Raw genomic sequence first — 14,519 nt, 5'->3', positions numbered from 1 at the left:
CCCGGACAGGTGGGCCCTCACGTCCGCGGGGGTCGAGGTCGCGGACGAAGTCGTCGACTACTCGGTCGGGATCCGGAGCTCCTGGCCTGCAAGGACCATGCTCGAGTCGAGGCTGTTCATGTCCTGGATGCGGTCGACCATGTCGGCCACGTCGCCCTCGCCGGTCGCGGCAGCCGCGTCGGCGGCGATGTCCCACAGGGTCTCGCCCGGAGCAACGGTCACGACCTCGACCTGCTCGACGCCGCCCTCGTCGGTGGCGACCGAGCCGGCGGCGAACCACACACCCAGCGCGAAGGCCAGCAGCACGCCGAAGGCGAAGACCACGAGCCGGCCGCGGCGCGTCAGACGGACCGAGCGCGGGTGGTAGCTGACCTGCGGGGCAAAGGTGATGGTGCTCATCTGAGTGACCTCCGGGGGAAGTGACTCCGACGATCGGAGTCCTGGCGATCTGGTTGGTGACCGATGTCTATCGACGACCTCCGACAGATGGATCCAAAGGCCGTTCGATCAACAGTTCGATCGAACACATGATCGAGAGTAGATCAGGTGTTCGAACGGATCAAGGACCGTTCGAAAGAATGTTCGACGGCGTGTCGCGACACGCCGCTTCGAACAGATGTTTGAAACCAGGGCGTGATCGGCGTTACCGTCGAGGTCATGGCGGACAAGAAGGTCAGCGAACTGCCCGACGGGCCTCCCGACGCATCGGGGCTCACCCCGCGGCAGCAGCGCGTGCTGCAGCACATCAAGGACAGCATCGACCAGCGCGGCTATCCGCCGAGCATGCGCGAGATCGGCAAGGCCGTCGGCCTCACCAGCACCTCGAGCGTCACCCACCAGCTGAAGGTCCTGGAGGAGAAGGGCTTCCTCAAGCGCGACCCCAACCTGCCGCGCGCCCTCCAGGTCGTCCTCCCCGAGTCGATGCGGCCGCGGCGCTCCGTCGGCCCGGCGACCGAGACGACGTACGACGAGACCGGGATCGGCGACGCCGCCCCGCTCCCCACCAACGTGCCGGTCGTCGGCCGGATCGCGGCCGGCGGCCCGATCCTCGCCGAGGAGCGGATCGAGGACGTGTTCCCGCTCCCGCGCCAGCTCGTCGGCGACGGCCAGCTGTTCCTGCTCGAGGTCAGCGGCGAGTCCATGATCGACGCGGCGATCTGCCACGGCGACTACGTCGTCATCCGCCAGCAGCCGACCGCCGAGAACGGCGAGATCGTCGCCGCGATGATCGAGGGCGAGGCCACCGTCAAGACCTTCCAGCGCAAGGACGGCAAGGTCTGGCTGCTCCCCCACAACGACGCCTTCGAGCCGATCGACGGCACGAACGCCACGATCCTGGGCAAGGTCACCGCGGTCCTGCGGCGCGTGTAGGTCTCACCAGACCGGCCTCCTCGACGGACGGTTGGGCATACAGTTCGCCCCATGCTCCGTCCGGGCGTGCTCCTCGCCCTCCTCCTCGCCTCTGCGCTGCTCGCAGCGCCTCCTCACGCCGCGACGGCGCAGACCACGGAGCCCACTCGCGCGACGCAGGCGGAGGTCGCGCTCGCCAAGGTCGAGGGGCTTTTCGAGTCCCAGGCCCTGACCGCCGGCACCGCGACGAGCCCCAACGCTCCCGACCGCTCGGCCACGATGGCGCTCCGCGACCTGGCACTGCTGAGCGACGACCTCGCGCCGGAGCAGCGCGAGCGCGCGGCGTCGTACCTCGCCCGACCCACCGCCAGCCCCGGGCGCTGCCCCGACGCCTCCTGCTACCGCACCAAGCGCGTGCGCCGCGCGTGCTCGGTGGTCGTGTGCGTGCACTACGTGCGCAAGTCCGACGACCGCGTCAACGGGGTCCCGCGGCGCGACCAGGACGGCGACGGGCGTCCCGACTACGTCGAGAAGGTCCTCACCAGCGTCACCCACGTGCACCGGAAGTACGTCGACGCCGGCTACCGCCCTCCGGCCCGTGACGGCCGCCGCGGAGGCGACGCGCGGACCGACATCTACCTCGCCCAGATCGGCGACTGGGGCCTGTACGGCTACTGCACGACCGACCCCGCGACGGCGCCGGACCACGGTCGCACCTGGGCCTACTGCGTGCTCGACAACGACTACCGCAAGCGGGAGTTCCCGCTGTACACACCGATCAAGAACATGAAGGTGACCGCGGCGCACGAGTACTTCCACGCGGTGCAGTTCGGCTACGACATCGGGGAGGACACCTGGTTCATGGAGGCCACGGCCACGTGGGCCGAGGACGAGGTCTACGACCGCATCGACGACAACCGGGGCTACCTCAGCAACGGTCCGATGGGCGAGCCGGGACTGTCCCTCGACTGGCACCGCGACCGCTACTGGTACGGCGCCTGGATCTTCTTCCGGTACGTCTCCGAGCGGTTCCGGACGTCCCAGGCCGGACTGCCCGTGATCGTGCGCACCATGTGGCGCAAGGCCGGCACGAGTGCGCCCGATCTGTACTCGCTCCAGGCGGTCGAGGAGGCCCTCGCCGAGCAGGGCACCGACATCGCTGCGGAGTACCTCCAGATGGCGGCGGCCAACCTCCATCCGCGGCGGTGGTACGACGAGGGCAGCCGCTATCCCACCGCACCGCTGGAACGCGCCTTCGTCATCACCCCGACCAGCCGGGAGCGCGTGGCCGCGATCGAGCTGGACCACCTGACGTCGGCGTCCTACCTGATCGAGCCCGCGGACGGGTTGAGCGCGAGTGACTGGCAGCTGCGCCTGATCCTCGACCTGGCTCCGAAGGTGCGCGGGAGCCGGGCGCTCGCGCGGGTGTTCTTCCACTCGGGCGACGTGGAGACCACCGTGCTCGACCTCGCCGGCACGGGCAACTACGACGGCACCGTCCCCTTCTCCGCGACGGACGTCAAGGCGGTCGAGCTGACCGTCGTCAACGGGAGCTCCCGCTACAACTGCGAGATCGGCACGCGGTGGACCTGTCACGGCCGCCCGCTCGACCAGGACCTCACCCAGTCGATCGTGGCCAGGGCCCAGCAGCCGGCCTAGGCCGAGGACAACCGGCTCAGCGCCGTGCGCACCACGGCCGGATCGGTGGTCGTCCACATCGGCGGCAGGCTCGCCTTGAGGAAGCTGCCGTAGCGGGCGGTGACCAGCCGCGGGTCGAGCACGGCGACCACGCCCTTGTCGCTGTGGGTGCGGATCAGGCGGCCCGCCCCCTGCGCCAGCAGCAGCGCGGCGTGGGTGGCCGCGACCTGCATGAAGCCGTTGCCGCCGGCCTGGTCGGCGGCTCGCTGGCGCGCGCTCATCAGCGGGTCGTCGGGCCGCGGGAACGGGATCCGGTCGATGAGCACCAGCTGGCAGGTGTCGCCGGGGACGTCGAGCCCCTGCCAGAGACCGAGGGTGCCGAACAGGCACGTGTGGGGGTCCTCGACGAACTGCCGCGCCAGCTCCGGCAGCTGCGCGTCGCCCTGGGCGAGCGTGGTGAGGTGGGGCAGCTTGCCGCGGACGTGATCGGCCGCGGTCTCGGCGGCACGCCGGCTCGAGAACAGCCCGAGGGTGCGGCCGTTGGCCGCGTCGACGAGCTCGGTGATCTCGTCGAGCTGGGCCGGGCCGAGCCCGTCGCGGCCCGGCTGCGGGAGGTGGCGGGCGACGTAGAGGATCGCCTGCTTGCCGTAGTCGAACGGGCTGCCGACGTCGAGACCGACCCAGGGCTCGACGCCGTCCTCGACCTCGTCAGGCGACTCCGCGCCGACCGCGACCCGCTCGGAGGGCTTGAGACCGACCGAGGTGGCGACCGAGGTGAAGTCGCCGCCGAGCATCAGGGTCGCCGAGGTCATGATCACGGTCTTCTCCGACAGCAGCTTGTCCCGCAGTGGTCCCCAGACCTGGAGCGGGGCGACGCACAGCCGGGGTGGGAGCCGCTCGGTGCCCTCCGACAACCAGAGGACGTCGGTGTCGGCGTTGGCGGCCATCCGGTCGGCGGTCGCGAAGAGCTCCTGCACATTGCCCTTGGCCTGGGTGAACCCGGCGTCCGGCTCGTCGCCGGCGTCGGACTTGGGGAAGGCGCTGACGAGCGCTCGGGCGGCGTCGCGCACCAGCACGAGCGCGTCGGCCAGATCCGCGGGCAGCGCCTCGATGCGGCCGGGCCGCGCCTCCCCGAGCGCCGACCGCAGCGCGTCGGCGGCGTCCTCCAGGTCGCCGGCCGGGTCGCCGGAGTCGGAGCGGACGTGGCGGGCCGAGCGGCGGGCCGCGCGCTCCACCTCCGACGCCCACAGCTCGTCGGTCGCCGCCTGGGTGACCCGGGCCGTGAGCTCGTGGGCCTCGTCGATCACCACGACGTCGTAGTCGGGGATCATCGGGACGCCCTCGATCGCGTCGATCGCGAGCAGGCTGTGGTTGGTGACGACCAGGTGGGAGCGTTGCGCCTTCTCCCGGGCGCGTTCGGCGAAGCACTCCTCGCCGAACGGGCACCTGGCCGCGCCGAGGCACTCGCGCGCGGTGACGCTGACCTGCCGCCACTCGCGGTCGGTGTGGCGCGGAGCGGCGTCCTTCTCCCCACTGCCGCCGGCCTTCGTCTCCTCCTCGGCCCACTCCCGCAGCTCGAGGACCTTCTTGCCCAGCGAGCCCTCCGGCACCTCGACGAGCACGCCCTGGTCGTCCGGCACTCCCTCGCGGATCCGGTGGAGGCAGGCGTAGTTGGAGCGGCCCTTGAGGACGGCATAGCTGGTGTCGACGCCGGCGCGGCCGCCGACCGCCTTGGTCAGGCGCGGCAGGTCGCGCTCGACCAGCTGGTGCTGCAGCGCGAGGGTCGCGGTGGCGATGACGACCCGCTTGTCGTGGTGCAGGGCGGGGACGAGGTAGCCGAGCGACTTGCCGGTGCCGGTGCCGGCCTGGACGAGGAGGTGCCGGAGCCCCGACGACCCGGCCATGGACTCGGCGACGGCCTCGGCCATCGCGATCTGGCCCGCCCGCTCGCTGCCGCCGAGCGCCTCGACGGCCGCGGCGAGCGTCGCGCGCAGAGCGTCGTGGTCGACCCCGGACATGCCCGGAACCCTAGACCGCAGGTGCGACAGGACTACCGCCCGGGCTGCCGCGCTGTGGACAGCGCCCCGGCGACCAGGTCCCCGAACTGCCGGTGTCCCTCGACCGTGAGGTGGAGACCGTCGTCGAGGTAGGGCAGGTCGGCCTCGGCCATCGAGAGGTAGCCCACTCCGTGCTCACGCGCGAGGTCGGCGAGCAACGCATCGACAGCCGGTACGGCGGCCGCCCGCTCGGGCGCGGGAGCCGGCCCCACGACCAGCACCCGCCGGTCGTCCAGCCGGGCCAGCAGCCGCTCGAACCCGTCCTCCACCGCGGCCGCCGGCTGGTCGAAGTCGTTGAGCCCACCCTCGACCACCACGATCTCGGATTCGGGGAGGTCGCGGGCCGCCCGGGCGGCGTACGACACGTCACCGCAGGGACTCGCGCCCCGGCTGAAGCCGGACCCGGAGAACCCGCCCACGCGGACCCGCCCCGGCAGCCGCGTCGGCCAGCTCTCCGCGGCGCCGACGCCGAGGCCGACGGAATAGGAGTCGCCGATCACGAGCAGATCCGCGCCGACTCCGGTGACCAGCCCGGCCCGGTCGTCGGCTGCGTCCCGGAAGCGGGTGCAGCGGTCGGTGTCGGCACCGGCCCGGGTCACCAGGAGGAGGGCGGTCGCCACGACGGCGACGACCACGCCGACGGCCACGAACCATGCTCCCCGAATGCGCACCAGCAGATGGTGCGGCGTCGGAGCCGACCCTGTCCGGCGAACGCCGAAACCGTTGTCAGAACGGAGGCGATGGAGCTGTCCGACCCCCGCTCACAGGAATTCCTCGCAGCCGGCGACCGAGTCCGTCGGCTCGACCTCGCACTGGTCCGTGCCACCGCGTCCGTCGATCTCGTCGGCGCCGCCCTCGCCGCTCAGGAAGTTCGGCCCGTCGTCACCGAGGATGGTGTCGGGGCCCGAGCTCCCGTACACGCCCTCGACGGAGACGAACTCGTCGATCCCGGCGACGTTGGTGTCCTGGGGCCCGTCCACGGCCAGGTCGATCGTTGCGCCGGCGAACCCGAACCCCGCGAAGTCGATGATGTCGGACCCAGGTCCCCCGTCGTAGAGCTGGGGGCCCGAGGCAGCCGCCAGGAAGTCCGGCTCCGCGCCGCCATCGATCCGGTCCGGCTCGCTGTCGGTCGCACGGCCCCAGGCTTCGAGGATGTCCACGCCCGAACCGCCGTACAGGACGTCGATGCCGAAATCGGCGATCAGCAGGTCGGAGCCCGCACCGCCGTACATCAGGTCGTCGCCGCCGCCGGCATAGAGGTAGTCGTCCCCGTCACCACCGCGGAGCAGGTCGTCGTCGTCATCGTTGCCGGCATCGGCCTGCTCCCAGTCGCTGACGTAGTCGTCCTCCCCTCTGCCGACGAGGACGTCGGCGGCGTCGCCACCGGTGATGCGGTTCCGCTCGGCGTTGCCACGGATGTCGTTCGGCTGGGTCCGCGAGCCGCTGACCTCCTCGACCCCGACCAGCGTGTCCACTCCGACCCCGGTGCGCTGGGGCCTGGTGACGGCGAGGTCGACGCGGACCGGGCGGACGGACTGGCGATAGCTCACCCCGTCCGTCCCTGGTCCGCCGCGAAGGACGTCGTCACCCCTGCTGCCGATCAGGAAGTCGTTGCCACCCCCGGCGCAGACCACGTCGTCGCCGCGACCGGCACCGATCCACTCTCCCTCCGGTGTCCCGAGCACGACGTCGGACCGCGGCCGGTGCACGCGCGGGTGGTCCGGGTCGTTGAGGTCGATCGTGACGGGGAGGCCGGCGCAGGTGGCGCCGCCGTACGCCGCCGCGGGGCTGTGCAGCTGGACCGGGACCACCCCGAGTGAGACCGAGACCAACGTCAGGACGAGGAAGCGCATGACTCATCGTCACCCCGTCGAGCCGTCCCCGCATCGGTCTTGCGGTGGATGCCCCGTCAGTCAGACGGCGTAGGCCGCGAGCTCTCCGGCGAGCGCTTCGGTGGCACGGCCGGCGATCCGGGTGCCGTCGGCGGTGTGCTCGAGGGAGTCGATCTCGCCGAGCCGGTGGATCTGGTCGACCAGGTCACCGCGGGCGTAGGGCACCAGCGCGTCGAACTCCACCTGCGGCCGCGGCAGCTCGGCCTCGATGGCGGCGAGAGCGTCGGCGATGCCCTCCCCGGTGCGGGCCGAGACGGCGACCGAGTGGGGCTCTCGCTGCTTGAGCCGGGCGACGACGAGGGGGTCCGCGACATCGGTCTTGTTGATGACGATGAGCTCGGGGATGTCCGCCGCGCCGATCTCGGCGAGCACCTCGCGGACGGCGTTGATCTGGCCCTCGGGGTCGGCGTGCGAGCCGTCGACGACGTGGACGATCAGGTCGGAGTCGGCGACCTCCTCCAGCGTCGAGCGGAACGCCTCGACGAGCTGGTGGGGCAGGTGGCGCACGAAGCCGACGGTGTCGCTCATCGTGTAGACCCGGCCGTCGGTCGCCTGCGTGCGACGCGTCGTCGGGTCGAGCGTCGCGAACAGGGCGTTCTCGACGAGCACACCCGCTCCGGTGAGCCGGTTGAGCAGCGACGACTTGCCCGCGTTGGTGTAGCCCGCGATCGCGACGGAGGGTACGGCGTTGCGTCGCCGCTCCTGGCGCATCGTGGTCCGGGTGCCGGCCATCGCCTTCAGCTCGCGGCGGAGCTTGGCGATCCGGTCGTTGATCCGGCGCCGGTCGGTCTCGATCTTGGTCTCACCGGGGCCGCGGCCACCGATGCCGGCACCGCCCGCGACCCGACCACCGACCTGGCGGGACAGGTTGCCACCCCAACCACGGAGCCGCTGCTTCATGTAGTTGAGCTGGGCCAGCTCGACCTGCGCCTTGCCTTCCTTGGACTTCGCGTGCTGCGCGAAGATGTCGAGGATCAGCGCGGTGCGGTCGACGACCTTGACCTTGAGCCGGTCCTCGAGGTTCCTCAGCTGCGAGGGAGCCAGCTCACCGTCGCAGATGACGGTGTCGGCACCGGTCGCCTGCACGATCTCGCCGAGACCCTCGACCTTGCCGCGTCCGACGTACGTCGCGGGGTCGGGGTTCTGCCGGCGCTGGTAGATCGCGTCGAGCACCTCCGAGCCGGCGGTCTCGGCGAGCAGCGCGAGCTCGGCCATGGAGTTCTCGGCGTCCTCGATCGTGCCGTCGGTCCAGACACCGACCAGGACGACGCGCTCGAGCCGGAGCTGGCGGTACTCGACCTCGGTGATGTCCTCGAGCTCGGTGCGGAGGCCCGCGACCCGGCGCAGCTCGTGGCGCGCCGCGAGGTCGAGGTCACCGGTGGTGACCTCCTCCGGGTCTGTGTCGTCGGGGTCCGCGTAGCCCGACTCGAAGTCGTCGTCGGTGTCCCAAGCGGCGGTCTGCGCAAGCTCGGTGTCGAGGGTGAAGTCTTCTGCGTGGTTCGTCATATGTCTGTCCAGCGTAACCACGCAGTGCCCCGAAGGCTTCCCGATTATCCGCCGCCCGGTCGCGACCGCATCAAGTGCGGTGGCGCATTTCTTGCGGTGCCGCAGTTTATGCGGTAATGTGCACCGCATGACCCAGGATCGACCGGTCGACCCGAAGCAGGGCCAGGGGCCCGACAGGGAGGGGCTGGCCGCCGTACGCCGTGCTCTCGACGAAGCCGAGGGCAAGGATTCCGTCGGAGCCCTCCCCTACCTTCGGGAAGCGGCCGACCGGCTGACCGAGCTGATCGACGAGTCGATGGCGGGCGCCGTGCTGACCGGCCAGGCGTCTCTCCGGAGCGCCGGGGCTCAGGCCGGACTGACGGAGAACGCCGTCGGTCCGCGGCTGGCCCGGACCGTCACCCTCGGCGCCTACGCCGACGAACGCGGCCGGGTGACGGCGGCGGGTGTCGAACGGGCGAAGTACGACCTGGAGTCAGGGGTGCCACGGCAACCGGCGGCGGCGCCCGCCCCGATGCGGTTCAAGCCGCGTCGACCCACACAGTAGGGAGCGGTCGGGGATCGCTCCCGGGACGGAGTGACCATGACCCGAGCGGACCTCACCCACCTGTACTTCCTGCTCGACCGCAGCGGCTCGATGCAGTCCATCAAGACCGACACCGAGGGCGGCTTCGCGGCGTTCGTCGACGAGCAGCGCAAGACCGCCGGCGAGTGCCGGGTGACGCTGGCGCAGTTCGACAACGAGTACGACGTCGTCTACTCCGGCAAGCCGCTCGCCGACGTCCCGCCCCTCGACCTGCAGCCGCGCGGCTCGACCGCGCTCCTCGACGCGATGGGTCGGTTGGTCACCACCGCCGGCGCCGAGCTCGCCGCGATGCCCGAGGACCAGCGACCCGGCACGGTCATCGTCGCGATCATGACCGACGGCTACGAGAACGCCAGCCAGGAGTGGACCCACCCCGCGATCAAGGCGCTGGTGGAGCAGCAGACCAGCGACTACGCCTGGCAGTTCCTCTACATGGGGGCCGACCAGGACGCGATCGAGGTCGGCGCCTCCCTGGGCGTCTCCGCCGACGCGTCGGTCACCTACGGCCGCAGCAAGACCAGCGAGGCGATGAAGGTCAGCGCCGCCAAGCTGTCGAAGATGCGCGCCGCCCGGATGGCCGCGCCTGCTGGTGCTCCCGCGCCGATGATGGAGGCCTACACCGCGGAGGAGCGGGCCGGGCTGGAGGACTGATCGGGGCGCGGCGGGGGCGTGGAATACCCGGTCGACCGGGTATTCCACGGGTTGTCGGCCACTGCAGAAGCGGACAACCCGTGGGAACGGCGGACAACCCCCGGCCCGTACGCCGGTCGGGCCGCCGTCCGACGCGCAGCTCGCCGAGCCTGGGCTGGTCGTCTCACAGAAACGTCACGTCTCACAGAAGCGTCACGTCGCCGTGCGCTCTCGGCGCACGGCGACGTGGCGGCGTGCCTCGGCGGAAAGCCGGCGGACGCTGGGCGACTATTGGGCGGGAGCTACTTGGGGGGCATCCGGATGCCGCCGTCGACGCGGATGACCTCGCCGTTCATGTAGGAGTTGGTGAGGCACTCCATCACCATCGACGCAAGCTCGTCCGGCACGCCCAGCCGCTTCGGGAAGAGCACGCTCTCGCCCAGCTTGGCCTTGAACGCCTCCGAGTCCGGACCCTCGCCGTAGATCGGGGTGTCGATCAGGCCGGGGGCCACGGTGTTGAGCCGGATGCCGGCCGCCGACAGGTCGCGCGCGACCGGGAGGGTCATGCCGACGACGCCGCCCTTGGAGGCGGAGTACGACGCCTGGCCGATCTGCCCGTCGAACGCGGCCACGCTCGCCATGTTGACGATGGCGCCGCGGCAGCCGTCCTCGTCGGGCTCGTTGAGGCTCATCGCGGTGGCGGCCTGGCGGACCATGTCGAAGGTGCCGACCAGGTTGATGGCGATCACCTTCTGGAAGGCCTCGAGCGAGTGGGCCGACTCGACCGTGCCGTCGCGGCCGATCGTGCGCTGGGCCCAGCCGATGCCGGCGGAGTTGACGACGGCACGGAGCGGCGCGATGTCGGCAGCGGCCTTGACCGCTGCGGCGATCTGCTCGGTGTTGGTGACGTCGACCTGGGCGAAGACGCCCTTGATCTCCTCGGCAAGGGCCTCGCCCTTGTCGGCCTGGAGGTCGGCGACGACGACGGTCGCACCGCGGGCGGCGAGCTGGCGGGCGCACGCGGCGCCGATGCCCGAAGCGCCGCCCGTGACGATGGCGGATGATCCGGTGAGTTCCATGCCGCGGACTCTAGCGAGAACGAGTTCCACACCACCCACCGAGGACCATGACTACTCCGGCGGCTCGCTCTCCGAGGGCGTCTCGGGACCGCCCTTGGTGGCCTCCGTCCCGGTCTCCTCCGGCTCGGTCGTCTCCTCCGGGAGCTCGTTGTCGGTCTCCGGGTTGTGCTTGGGGTCCGGGTCGCGGGCGATCCGGGTGTAGGGCCCGACCCCACCGACGGTCGGCACGGCGTGCGGCCCCCCGGGCGGTGGCGGCGGCGGCTCGGCGACCGGCTCGGGCCTGCGCGGCGGATCCTTCGTCTCCTCGGACACGTGCTGCTCCCTCCAATTGCTCAACGGAGTGGTATCCATCACAGGGCGCTTCATCCGTGCCGCGTGCAGGCCGGATCAGAGGGAGGTCGTGCCCTCCGCGACCAGCACGGCCGGACCGGTCATCAGGACCCGGTCGTCGGCGGTCCAGCGGATCCGGAGAGTGCCGCCGGGGAGGTCGATCCGGTAGTCGGTGTCGCGCGGCGCGTCGTCGGCGAGCGCCGCTGCGACCATCACGGCGCACGCGCCGGTGCCGCACGAGCGGGTCTCCCCGGACCCGCGCTCGTGCACGCGCATGGCGACGTGAGCGGGTCCGCGTCGTACGACGAACTCCACGTTGACGCCGTCGGGGTAGACCCTCGTGTCGTAGGTCGGCGCGTCCAGCAGCGGTCCGGCGTCCGCCAGGTCCTCGACCCAGGCGACCGCGTGCGGGTTGCCCATGTCGACGTGGAGGGCCGGCCAGGAGCCGGCGCCGACCGCGACCTCGGTCTCCTCCAGGACCTTGGGCACGCCCATGTCGACGGTGATCTCGCCGTCGGCAGCGCCTCCTGCGAACGTCAGCGTCTTGACCCCGTCGCGGGTGGCGACCGGGACCGGGCCGGTCGGGTCGACCAGGCCGGCCAGCGCGAGGTGGCGCCCGAAGACCCGGATTCCGTTGCCGCACATCTCCGACAGCGACCCGTCGGCGTTGCGGTAGTCCATGAACCACTCGGCCGGCTGCCCGCGCCCGGCCTCGAGCGCCGTCGTGCGGATCACCCGGAGAACGCCGTCACCGCCGATGCCGGCGCGCCGGTCGCAGAGCGCCCGAACCCGGCCGGCGTCCAGGTCGCCGTGGACCGAGCCGTCGTCGTCGGGCAGCAGCACGAAGTCGTTCTCGGTGCCGTGCCCCTTGAGGAAGGCGTAGGAGTCACTCATAGAGCCTCCTCAGGTAGCTCTCGCCGTAGTAGGCGTCGAGCTCGGCGACGCTCTGGTCCGGCTTCTCCATCCGGTGCGAGATCACGGCGCGTCGCGGGACGACACCGTCGGGGTCCCAGGTGTCCGGGTCCCACAGCTGCGACCGGAGGAACGCCTTCCCGCAGTGGAAGAAGATCGTGTCGATCTCGACGACGACCGCGAGCAACGGCCGGTGCCCCTTGACGACCATCGCGTCGAAGAACGGCGCGTCGCTGACCAGCCGCGCGCGGCCGTTGATGCGGAGCGTGTCACTGCGGCCGGGGATGACGAAGTTCAGTCCCACCCGGGGGTTCTGCAGGATGTTGCGGTAGCCGTCGGCGCGGCGGTTGCCCGGCCGCTCGGCGATCGCGATCGTCGTGTCGTCGATGACGTGCGCCAGCCGCCCCGCGGGGTCGCCCTTGGGCGAGACGTCGAGGTTGCCGTCGGCGTCGGACGTCGCGACGAAGCAGAACGGCGATGCCGCCAGCCAGTCGCGGTCCACGTCGGCCAACGCCGTCCGCTCCTTGCCGCGCGCCGCGTCGCCGGGCTCACCCAGGAGCGCGGTGAGCGCGGCGGCGTCGGCGATCTCGGTCCAGACGGGTGCGGTCACCCCTCAAGGGTAGGTGGGGGTGACGACGTACGCCGATCCACCGCCCCGCCGCGTCGGCTCGGCGACGGCCGTCATCCTCAGGCGCGGCCCGAGCTCGATCGCGGCCACCGCGCCGATCTCCGCGGCGCTGGTGCCGGGCGGACCCGCGACGACGAGCTCGTGGCCGTAGCCCTCGAGCACCGCTCCCCACCTGTCGATGAAGGCCTGCTCCGCGGTCACGGCCTCGCGGTTGCGCTGCGTGGCGCGCGGCGCCGCGACGGCCCGCGGCAGCCTCATCCCGAGGTCGAGCCGGTTGACGAGCACCTGCAGCACGGTGGTGATGATGGTCGATCCGCCCGGGGAGCCGAGCGCGAGCACCGGTTTCCCGTCGCGCAGCACGATCGTCGGCGACATCGAGCTGCGCGGCCGCTTGCCGGGCTGGATCCGGTTGGGGTCGTCCTCGTCGTAGACCGTCGAGAAGTCGGTCAGCTCGTTGTTGAGGATGAAGCCGCGGTCCGGCACCACGATCCCCGAGCCGCCGGTCTGCTCGATCGTCAACGTGTAGGCCACCACGTTGCCCCAGCGGTCGGCCGTCGTGAGGTGGGTCGTCGATCGACCTTCGGTGTCGGGCTCGGCCACGCCGTCGGCAGCGGTGCCGCAGACGCCGTCGTACGACGATACGTCGCCGGGCGGGACCGGCTTGGTGGCTGCGGTGTCGGGATCGATGAGGCAGGCGCGCTCCTTGGCGAAGGTGTCGTCGAGGAGGTGCTCGGTCGGGACGTCGACGTACGCCGGGTCGCCGACGTACTCGCCGCGGTCGGCGAACGCGAGGGCGCTCGCCTCCAGGTAGTGGTGCAGCACGTCCCGCCGCGGCATCGCGCCGAGGTCGAACTGCTCGAGGATGTTGAGCGACTCGCCGACCGTGGTGCCACCGGACGACGACGGCGCCATGCCGTAGACGTCGTAGCCGCGGTAGCCGACCCGCGTCGGCGCCTGCAGCAGCGCTCGGTAGTCAGCGAGGTCGGCCTTCGTCATGCTTCCCGGCGGTGCCGGCAGGTCGGTCCGGCCGCTCAGCGGCGGCTCCTGGACCGTCGCCGCGATCTGGGCCGCGAGCCGCCCGTCGTAGAACCAGTCCGTGCCGCGCCTTCCGAGCCGCTCGTAGGTGCGGGCCAGGTCGGGGTTGCGGAACAGGCTGCCGACCACCGGCAGGCCGTCGTCGAGGAACAGGTCGAACGTCGGCTCGAAGGTGCGGAACCGGTGGGCGTTCTCCTTCGTCTGGAGGCGGAAGGTCTTGTCGACGACGAAGCCGTCGCGGGCCAGCCTCGCAGCCGGCTTCAGCGCCGAGCGCAGCGACAGGCTGCCCCACCTGCGCAGCGCCTTCGCCCAGGTCGCGGGCGTCCCGGGCACGCCGACGGAGACACCGCTGGTGACCAGGTCCGGGGAGAACGGGTAGGGCTGGCCGGTGGCCGGGTCGATGAACGCGTCGGGCTGCATCGCCGCGGGCGCGGTCTCGCGGCCGTCGATGGTGCTCACCTTGCCGGTCTTCGCGTTGTAGAAGACGAAGTAGCCGCCTCCGCCGATCCCGGCGCTGTAGGGCTCGGTGACGCCGAGCGCCGCGGCCGTCGCGACCGCGGCGTCGACCGCATTGCCGCCGCGGGCCAGCACGTTGCGGCCGATCCGCGAGGCATAGGGGTCCACCGAGCTCACGGCGCCGCCACGGCCGACCGCGGTCGGTGCCTTGGGCGGAGCTCCGGACCGGTCGGCCGAGGGCTGCGGCGCCGCGCCGGCCCCGTCGAGGCCGGGGGACGTGCCGAGCAGGGCGAGGGCGAGAGCGAACGACGCGACGAGCGCGGTCGGACGGGGCATGGGGGACCTCCCGAGAGTCTGGACCTCCCCTCACCTTGCCTGCGCGGCCGCGGGTTGTCGAGGGAGCCCGACGACCGCGTGTCGCGA

General features: G+C 71.7%; 14 protein-coding genes. 4 read left to right on the top strand and 10 right to left on the bottom strand.

From position 1 onward, the window contains the following. Nucleotides 1–57 precede the first annotated feature (57 nt). Nucleotides 58–399 (bottom strand): LysM peptidoglycan-binding domain-containing protein, encoded by a 342-nt coding sequence (locus F0U47_RS16040; RefSeq protein ID WP_149751485.1) that lies wholly within the window; start codon nt 397–399, stop codon nt 58–60. Nucleotides 400–657: 258 nt separating this feature from the next. Between F0U47_RS16040 and lexA the strand changes: the two genes are divergently transcribed. Together lexA and F0U47_RS16030 are read left to right on the top strand one after the other, a co-directional pair. After that, the gene (gene lexA, locus F0U47_RS16035) at nt 658–1,371 is read left to right on the top strand and encodes a transcriptional repressor LexA (protein ID WP_149751484.1); all 714 of its coding nucleotides are present in this window, start codon (nt 658–660) and stop codon (nt 1,369–1,371) included. A gap of 51 nt (nt 1,372–1,422) precedes the next feature. Beyond that, the gene (locus tag F0U47_RS16030; RefSeq protein WP_149751483.1) at nt 1,423–3,009 is read left to right on the top strand and encodes an MXAN_6640 family putative metalloprotease; all 1,587 of its coding nucleotides are present in this window, start codon (nt 1,423–1,425) and stop codon (nt 3,007–3,009) included. On the opposite strand, the gene F0U47_RS16025 is transcribed toward F0U47_RS16030, so the two are convergent. From F0U47_RS16025 to hflX, 4 genes are all read right to left on the bottom strand, one after another. Next, entirely contained in the window at nt 3,006–5,006 is a 2,001-nt protein-coding gene (locus F0U47_RS16025) for an ATP-dependent DNA helicase (protein WP_149751482.1), read from the bottom strand. The two genes, F0U47_RS16030 and F0U47_RS16025, sit on opposite strands and share 4 nt — an antisense overlap. Before the next feature lie 32 nt (nt 5,007–5,038). After that, nucleotides 5,039–5,716 carry an SGNH/GDSL hydrolase family protein gene (locus F0U47_RS16020; RefSeq protein WP_188111387.1) on the bottom strand — a complete coding sequence of 226 codons (678 nt, stop codon included), beginning with the start codon at nt 5,714–5,716 and terminating at the stop codon, nt 5,039–5,041. 90 nt (nt 5,717–5,806) lie between these two features. After that, a complete protein-coding gene (locus F0U47_RS16015) occupies nt 5,807–6,898 on the bottom strand; it encodes a calcium-binding protein (protein ID WP_149751480.1) in 1,092 nt (363 codons plus the stop codon). 60 nt (nt 6,899–6,958) lie between these two features. Next, complete coding sequence (gene hflX, locus F0U47_RS16010; protein ID WP_149751479.1) at nt 6,959–8,443, bottom strand: GTPase HflX; 1,485 nt, start codon at nt 8,441–8,443, stop codon at nt 6,959–6,961. Between the two features lie 127 nt (nt 8,444–8,570). Here hflX and F0U47_RS16005 point away from each other — a divergent pair, with 127 nt between their 5' ends. Together F0U47_RS16005 and F0U47_RS16000 are read left to right on the top strand one after the other, a co-directional pair. Further along, the gene (locus tag F0U47_RS16005) at nt 8,571–8,987 is read left to right on the top strand and encodes a hypothetical protein (protein WP_223162805.1); all 417 of its coding nucleotides are present in this window, start codon (nt 8,571–8,573) and stop codon (nt 8,985–8,987) included. 36 nt (nt 8,988–9,023) lie between these two features. Beyond that, a complete protein-coding gene (locus F0U47_RS16000; RefSeq protein ID WP_149751478.1) occupies nt 9,024–9,677 on the top strand; it encodes a vWA domain-containing protein in 654 nt (217 codons plus the stop codon). A gap of 281 nt (nt 9,678–9,958) precedes the next feature. Here the strand turns inward: F0U47_RS16000 and F0U47_RS15995 are convergent, their stop codons facing one another. The 5 genes from F0U47_RS15995 to ggt all read right to left on the bottom strand — a co-directional run bounded on the left by F0U47_RS15995 (nt 9,959) and on the right by ggt (nt 14,432). After that, nucleotides 9,959–10,735, bottom strand: coding sequence for an SDR family NAD(P)-dependent oxidoreductase (locus F0U47_RS15995; protein WP_149751477.1), 777 nt, complete (start codon nt 10,733–10,735; stop codon nt 9,959–9,961). A 51-nt stretch (nt 10,736–10,786) separates the two neighbouring features. Continuing rightward, nucleotides 10,787–11,047, bottom strand: a complete 261-nt coding sequence (locus tag F0U47_RS15990) for a hypothetical protein (RefSeq protein WP_149751476.1) — start codon at nt 11,045–11,047, stop codon at nt 10,787–10,789. A gap of 75 nt (nt 11,048–11,122) precedes the next feature. Then, nucleotides 11,123–11,959 (bottom strand): diaminopimelate epimerase, encoded by an 837-nt coding sequence (dapF, locus tag F0U47_RS15985; protein WP_149751475.1) that lies wholly within the window; start codon nt 11,957–11,959, stop codon nt 11,123–11,125. Next, complete coding sequence (locus tag F0U47_RS15980; protein WP_149751474.1) at nt 11,952–12,587, bottom strand: MSMEG_1061 family FMN-dependent PPOX-type flavoprotein; 636 nt, start codon at nt 12,585–12,587, stop codon at nt 11,952–11,954. Before F0U47_RS15980 ends, dapF begins: the two co-directional genes overlap by 8 nt. A gap of 3 nt (nt 12,588–12,590) precedes the next feature. Continuing rightward, a complete protein-coding gene (gene ggt, locus F0U47_RS15975) occupies nt 12,591–14,432 on the bottom strand; it encodes a gamma-glutamyltransferase (RefSeq protein ID WP_149751473.1) in 1,842 nt (613 codons plus the stop codon). Nucleotides 14,433–14,519: the final 87 nt, after the last annotated feature.

Source organism: Nocardioides antri, assembly GCF_008373765.1.
Taxonomy (GTDB): domain Bacteria; phylum Actinomycetota; class Actinomycetes; order Propionibacteriales; family Nocardioidaceae; genus Nocardioides; species Nocardioides antri.
Note: the sequence above shows the minus strand (reverse complement) of the source record. Positions and strands in the feature narration are given on the sequence as shown.

Coding starts and splice junctions, on each gene's coding strand:
- F0U47_RS16040 (WP_149751485.1), bottom strand. CDS start 399: ATGAGCACCATCACCTTTGCCCCGCAGGTCAGCTACCACCCGCGCTCG.
- lexA (WP_149751484.1), top strand. CDS start 658: ATGGCGGACAAGAAGGTCAGCGAACTGCCCGACGGGCCTCCCGACGCA.
- F0U47_RS16030 (WP_149751483.1), top strand. CDS start 1,423: ATGCTCCGTCCGGGCGTGCTCCTCGCCCTCCTCCTCGCCTCTGCGCTG.
- F0U47_RS16025 (WP_149751482.1), bottom strand. CDS start 5,006: ATGTCCGGGGTCGACCACGACGCTCTGCGCGCGACGCTCGCCGCGGCC.
- F0U47_RS16015 (WP_149751480.1), bottom strand. CDS start 6,898: ATGCGCTTCCTCGTCCTGACGTTGGTCTCGGTCTCACTCGGGGTGGTC.
- hflX (WP_149751479.1), bottom strand. CDS start 8,443: ATGACGAACCACGCAGAAGACTTCACCCTCGACACCGAGCTTGCGCAG.
- F0U47_RS16005 (WP_223162805.1), top strand. CDS start 8,571: ATGACCCAGGATCGACCGGTCGACCCGAAGCAGGGCCAGGGGCCCGAC.
- F0U47_RS16000 (WP_149751478.1), top strand. CDS start 9,024: ATGACCCGAGCGGACCTCACCCACCTGTACTTCCTGCTCGACCGCAGC.
- F0U47_RS15995 (WP_149751477.1), bottom strand. CDS start 10,735: ATGGAACTCACCGGATCATCCGCCATCGTCACGGGCGGCGCTTCGGGC.
- dapF (WP_149751475.1), bottom strand. CDS start 11,959: ATGAGTGACTCCTACGCCTTCCTCAAGGGGCACGGCACCGAGAACGAC.
- ggt (WP_149751473.1), bottom strand. CDS start 14,432: ATGCCCCGTCCGACCGCGCTCGTCGCGTCGTTCGCTCTCGCCCTCGCC.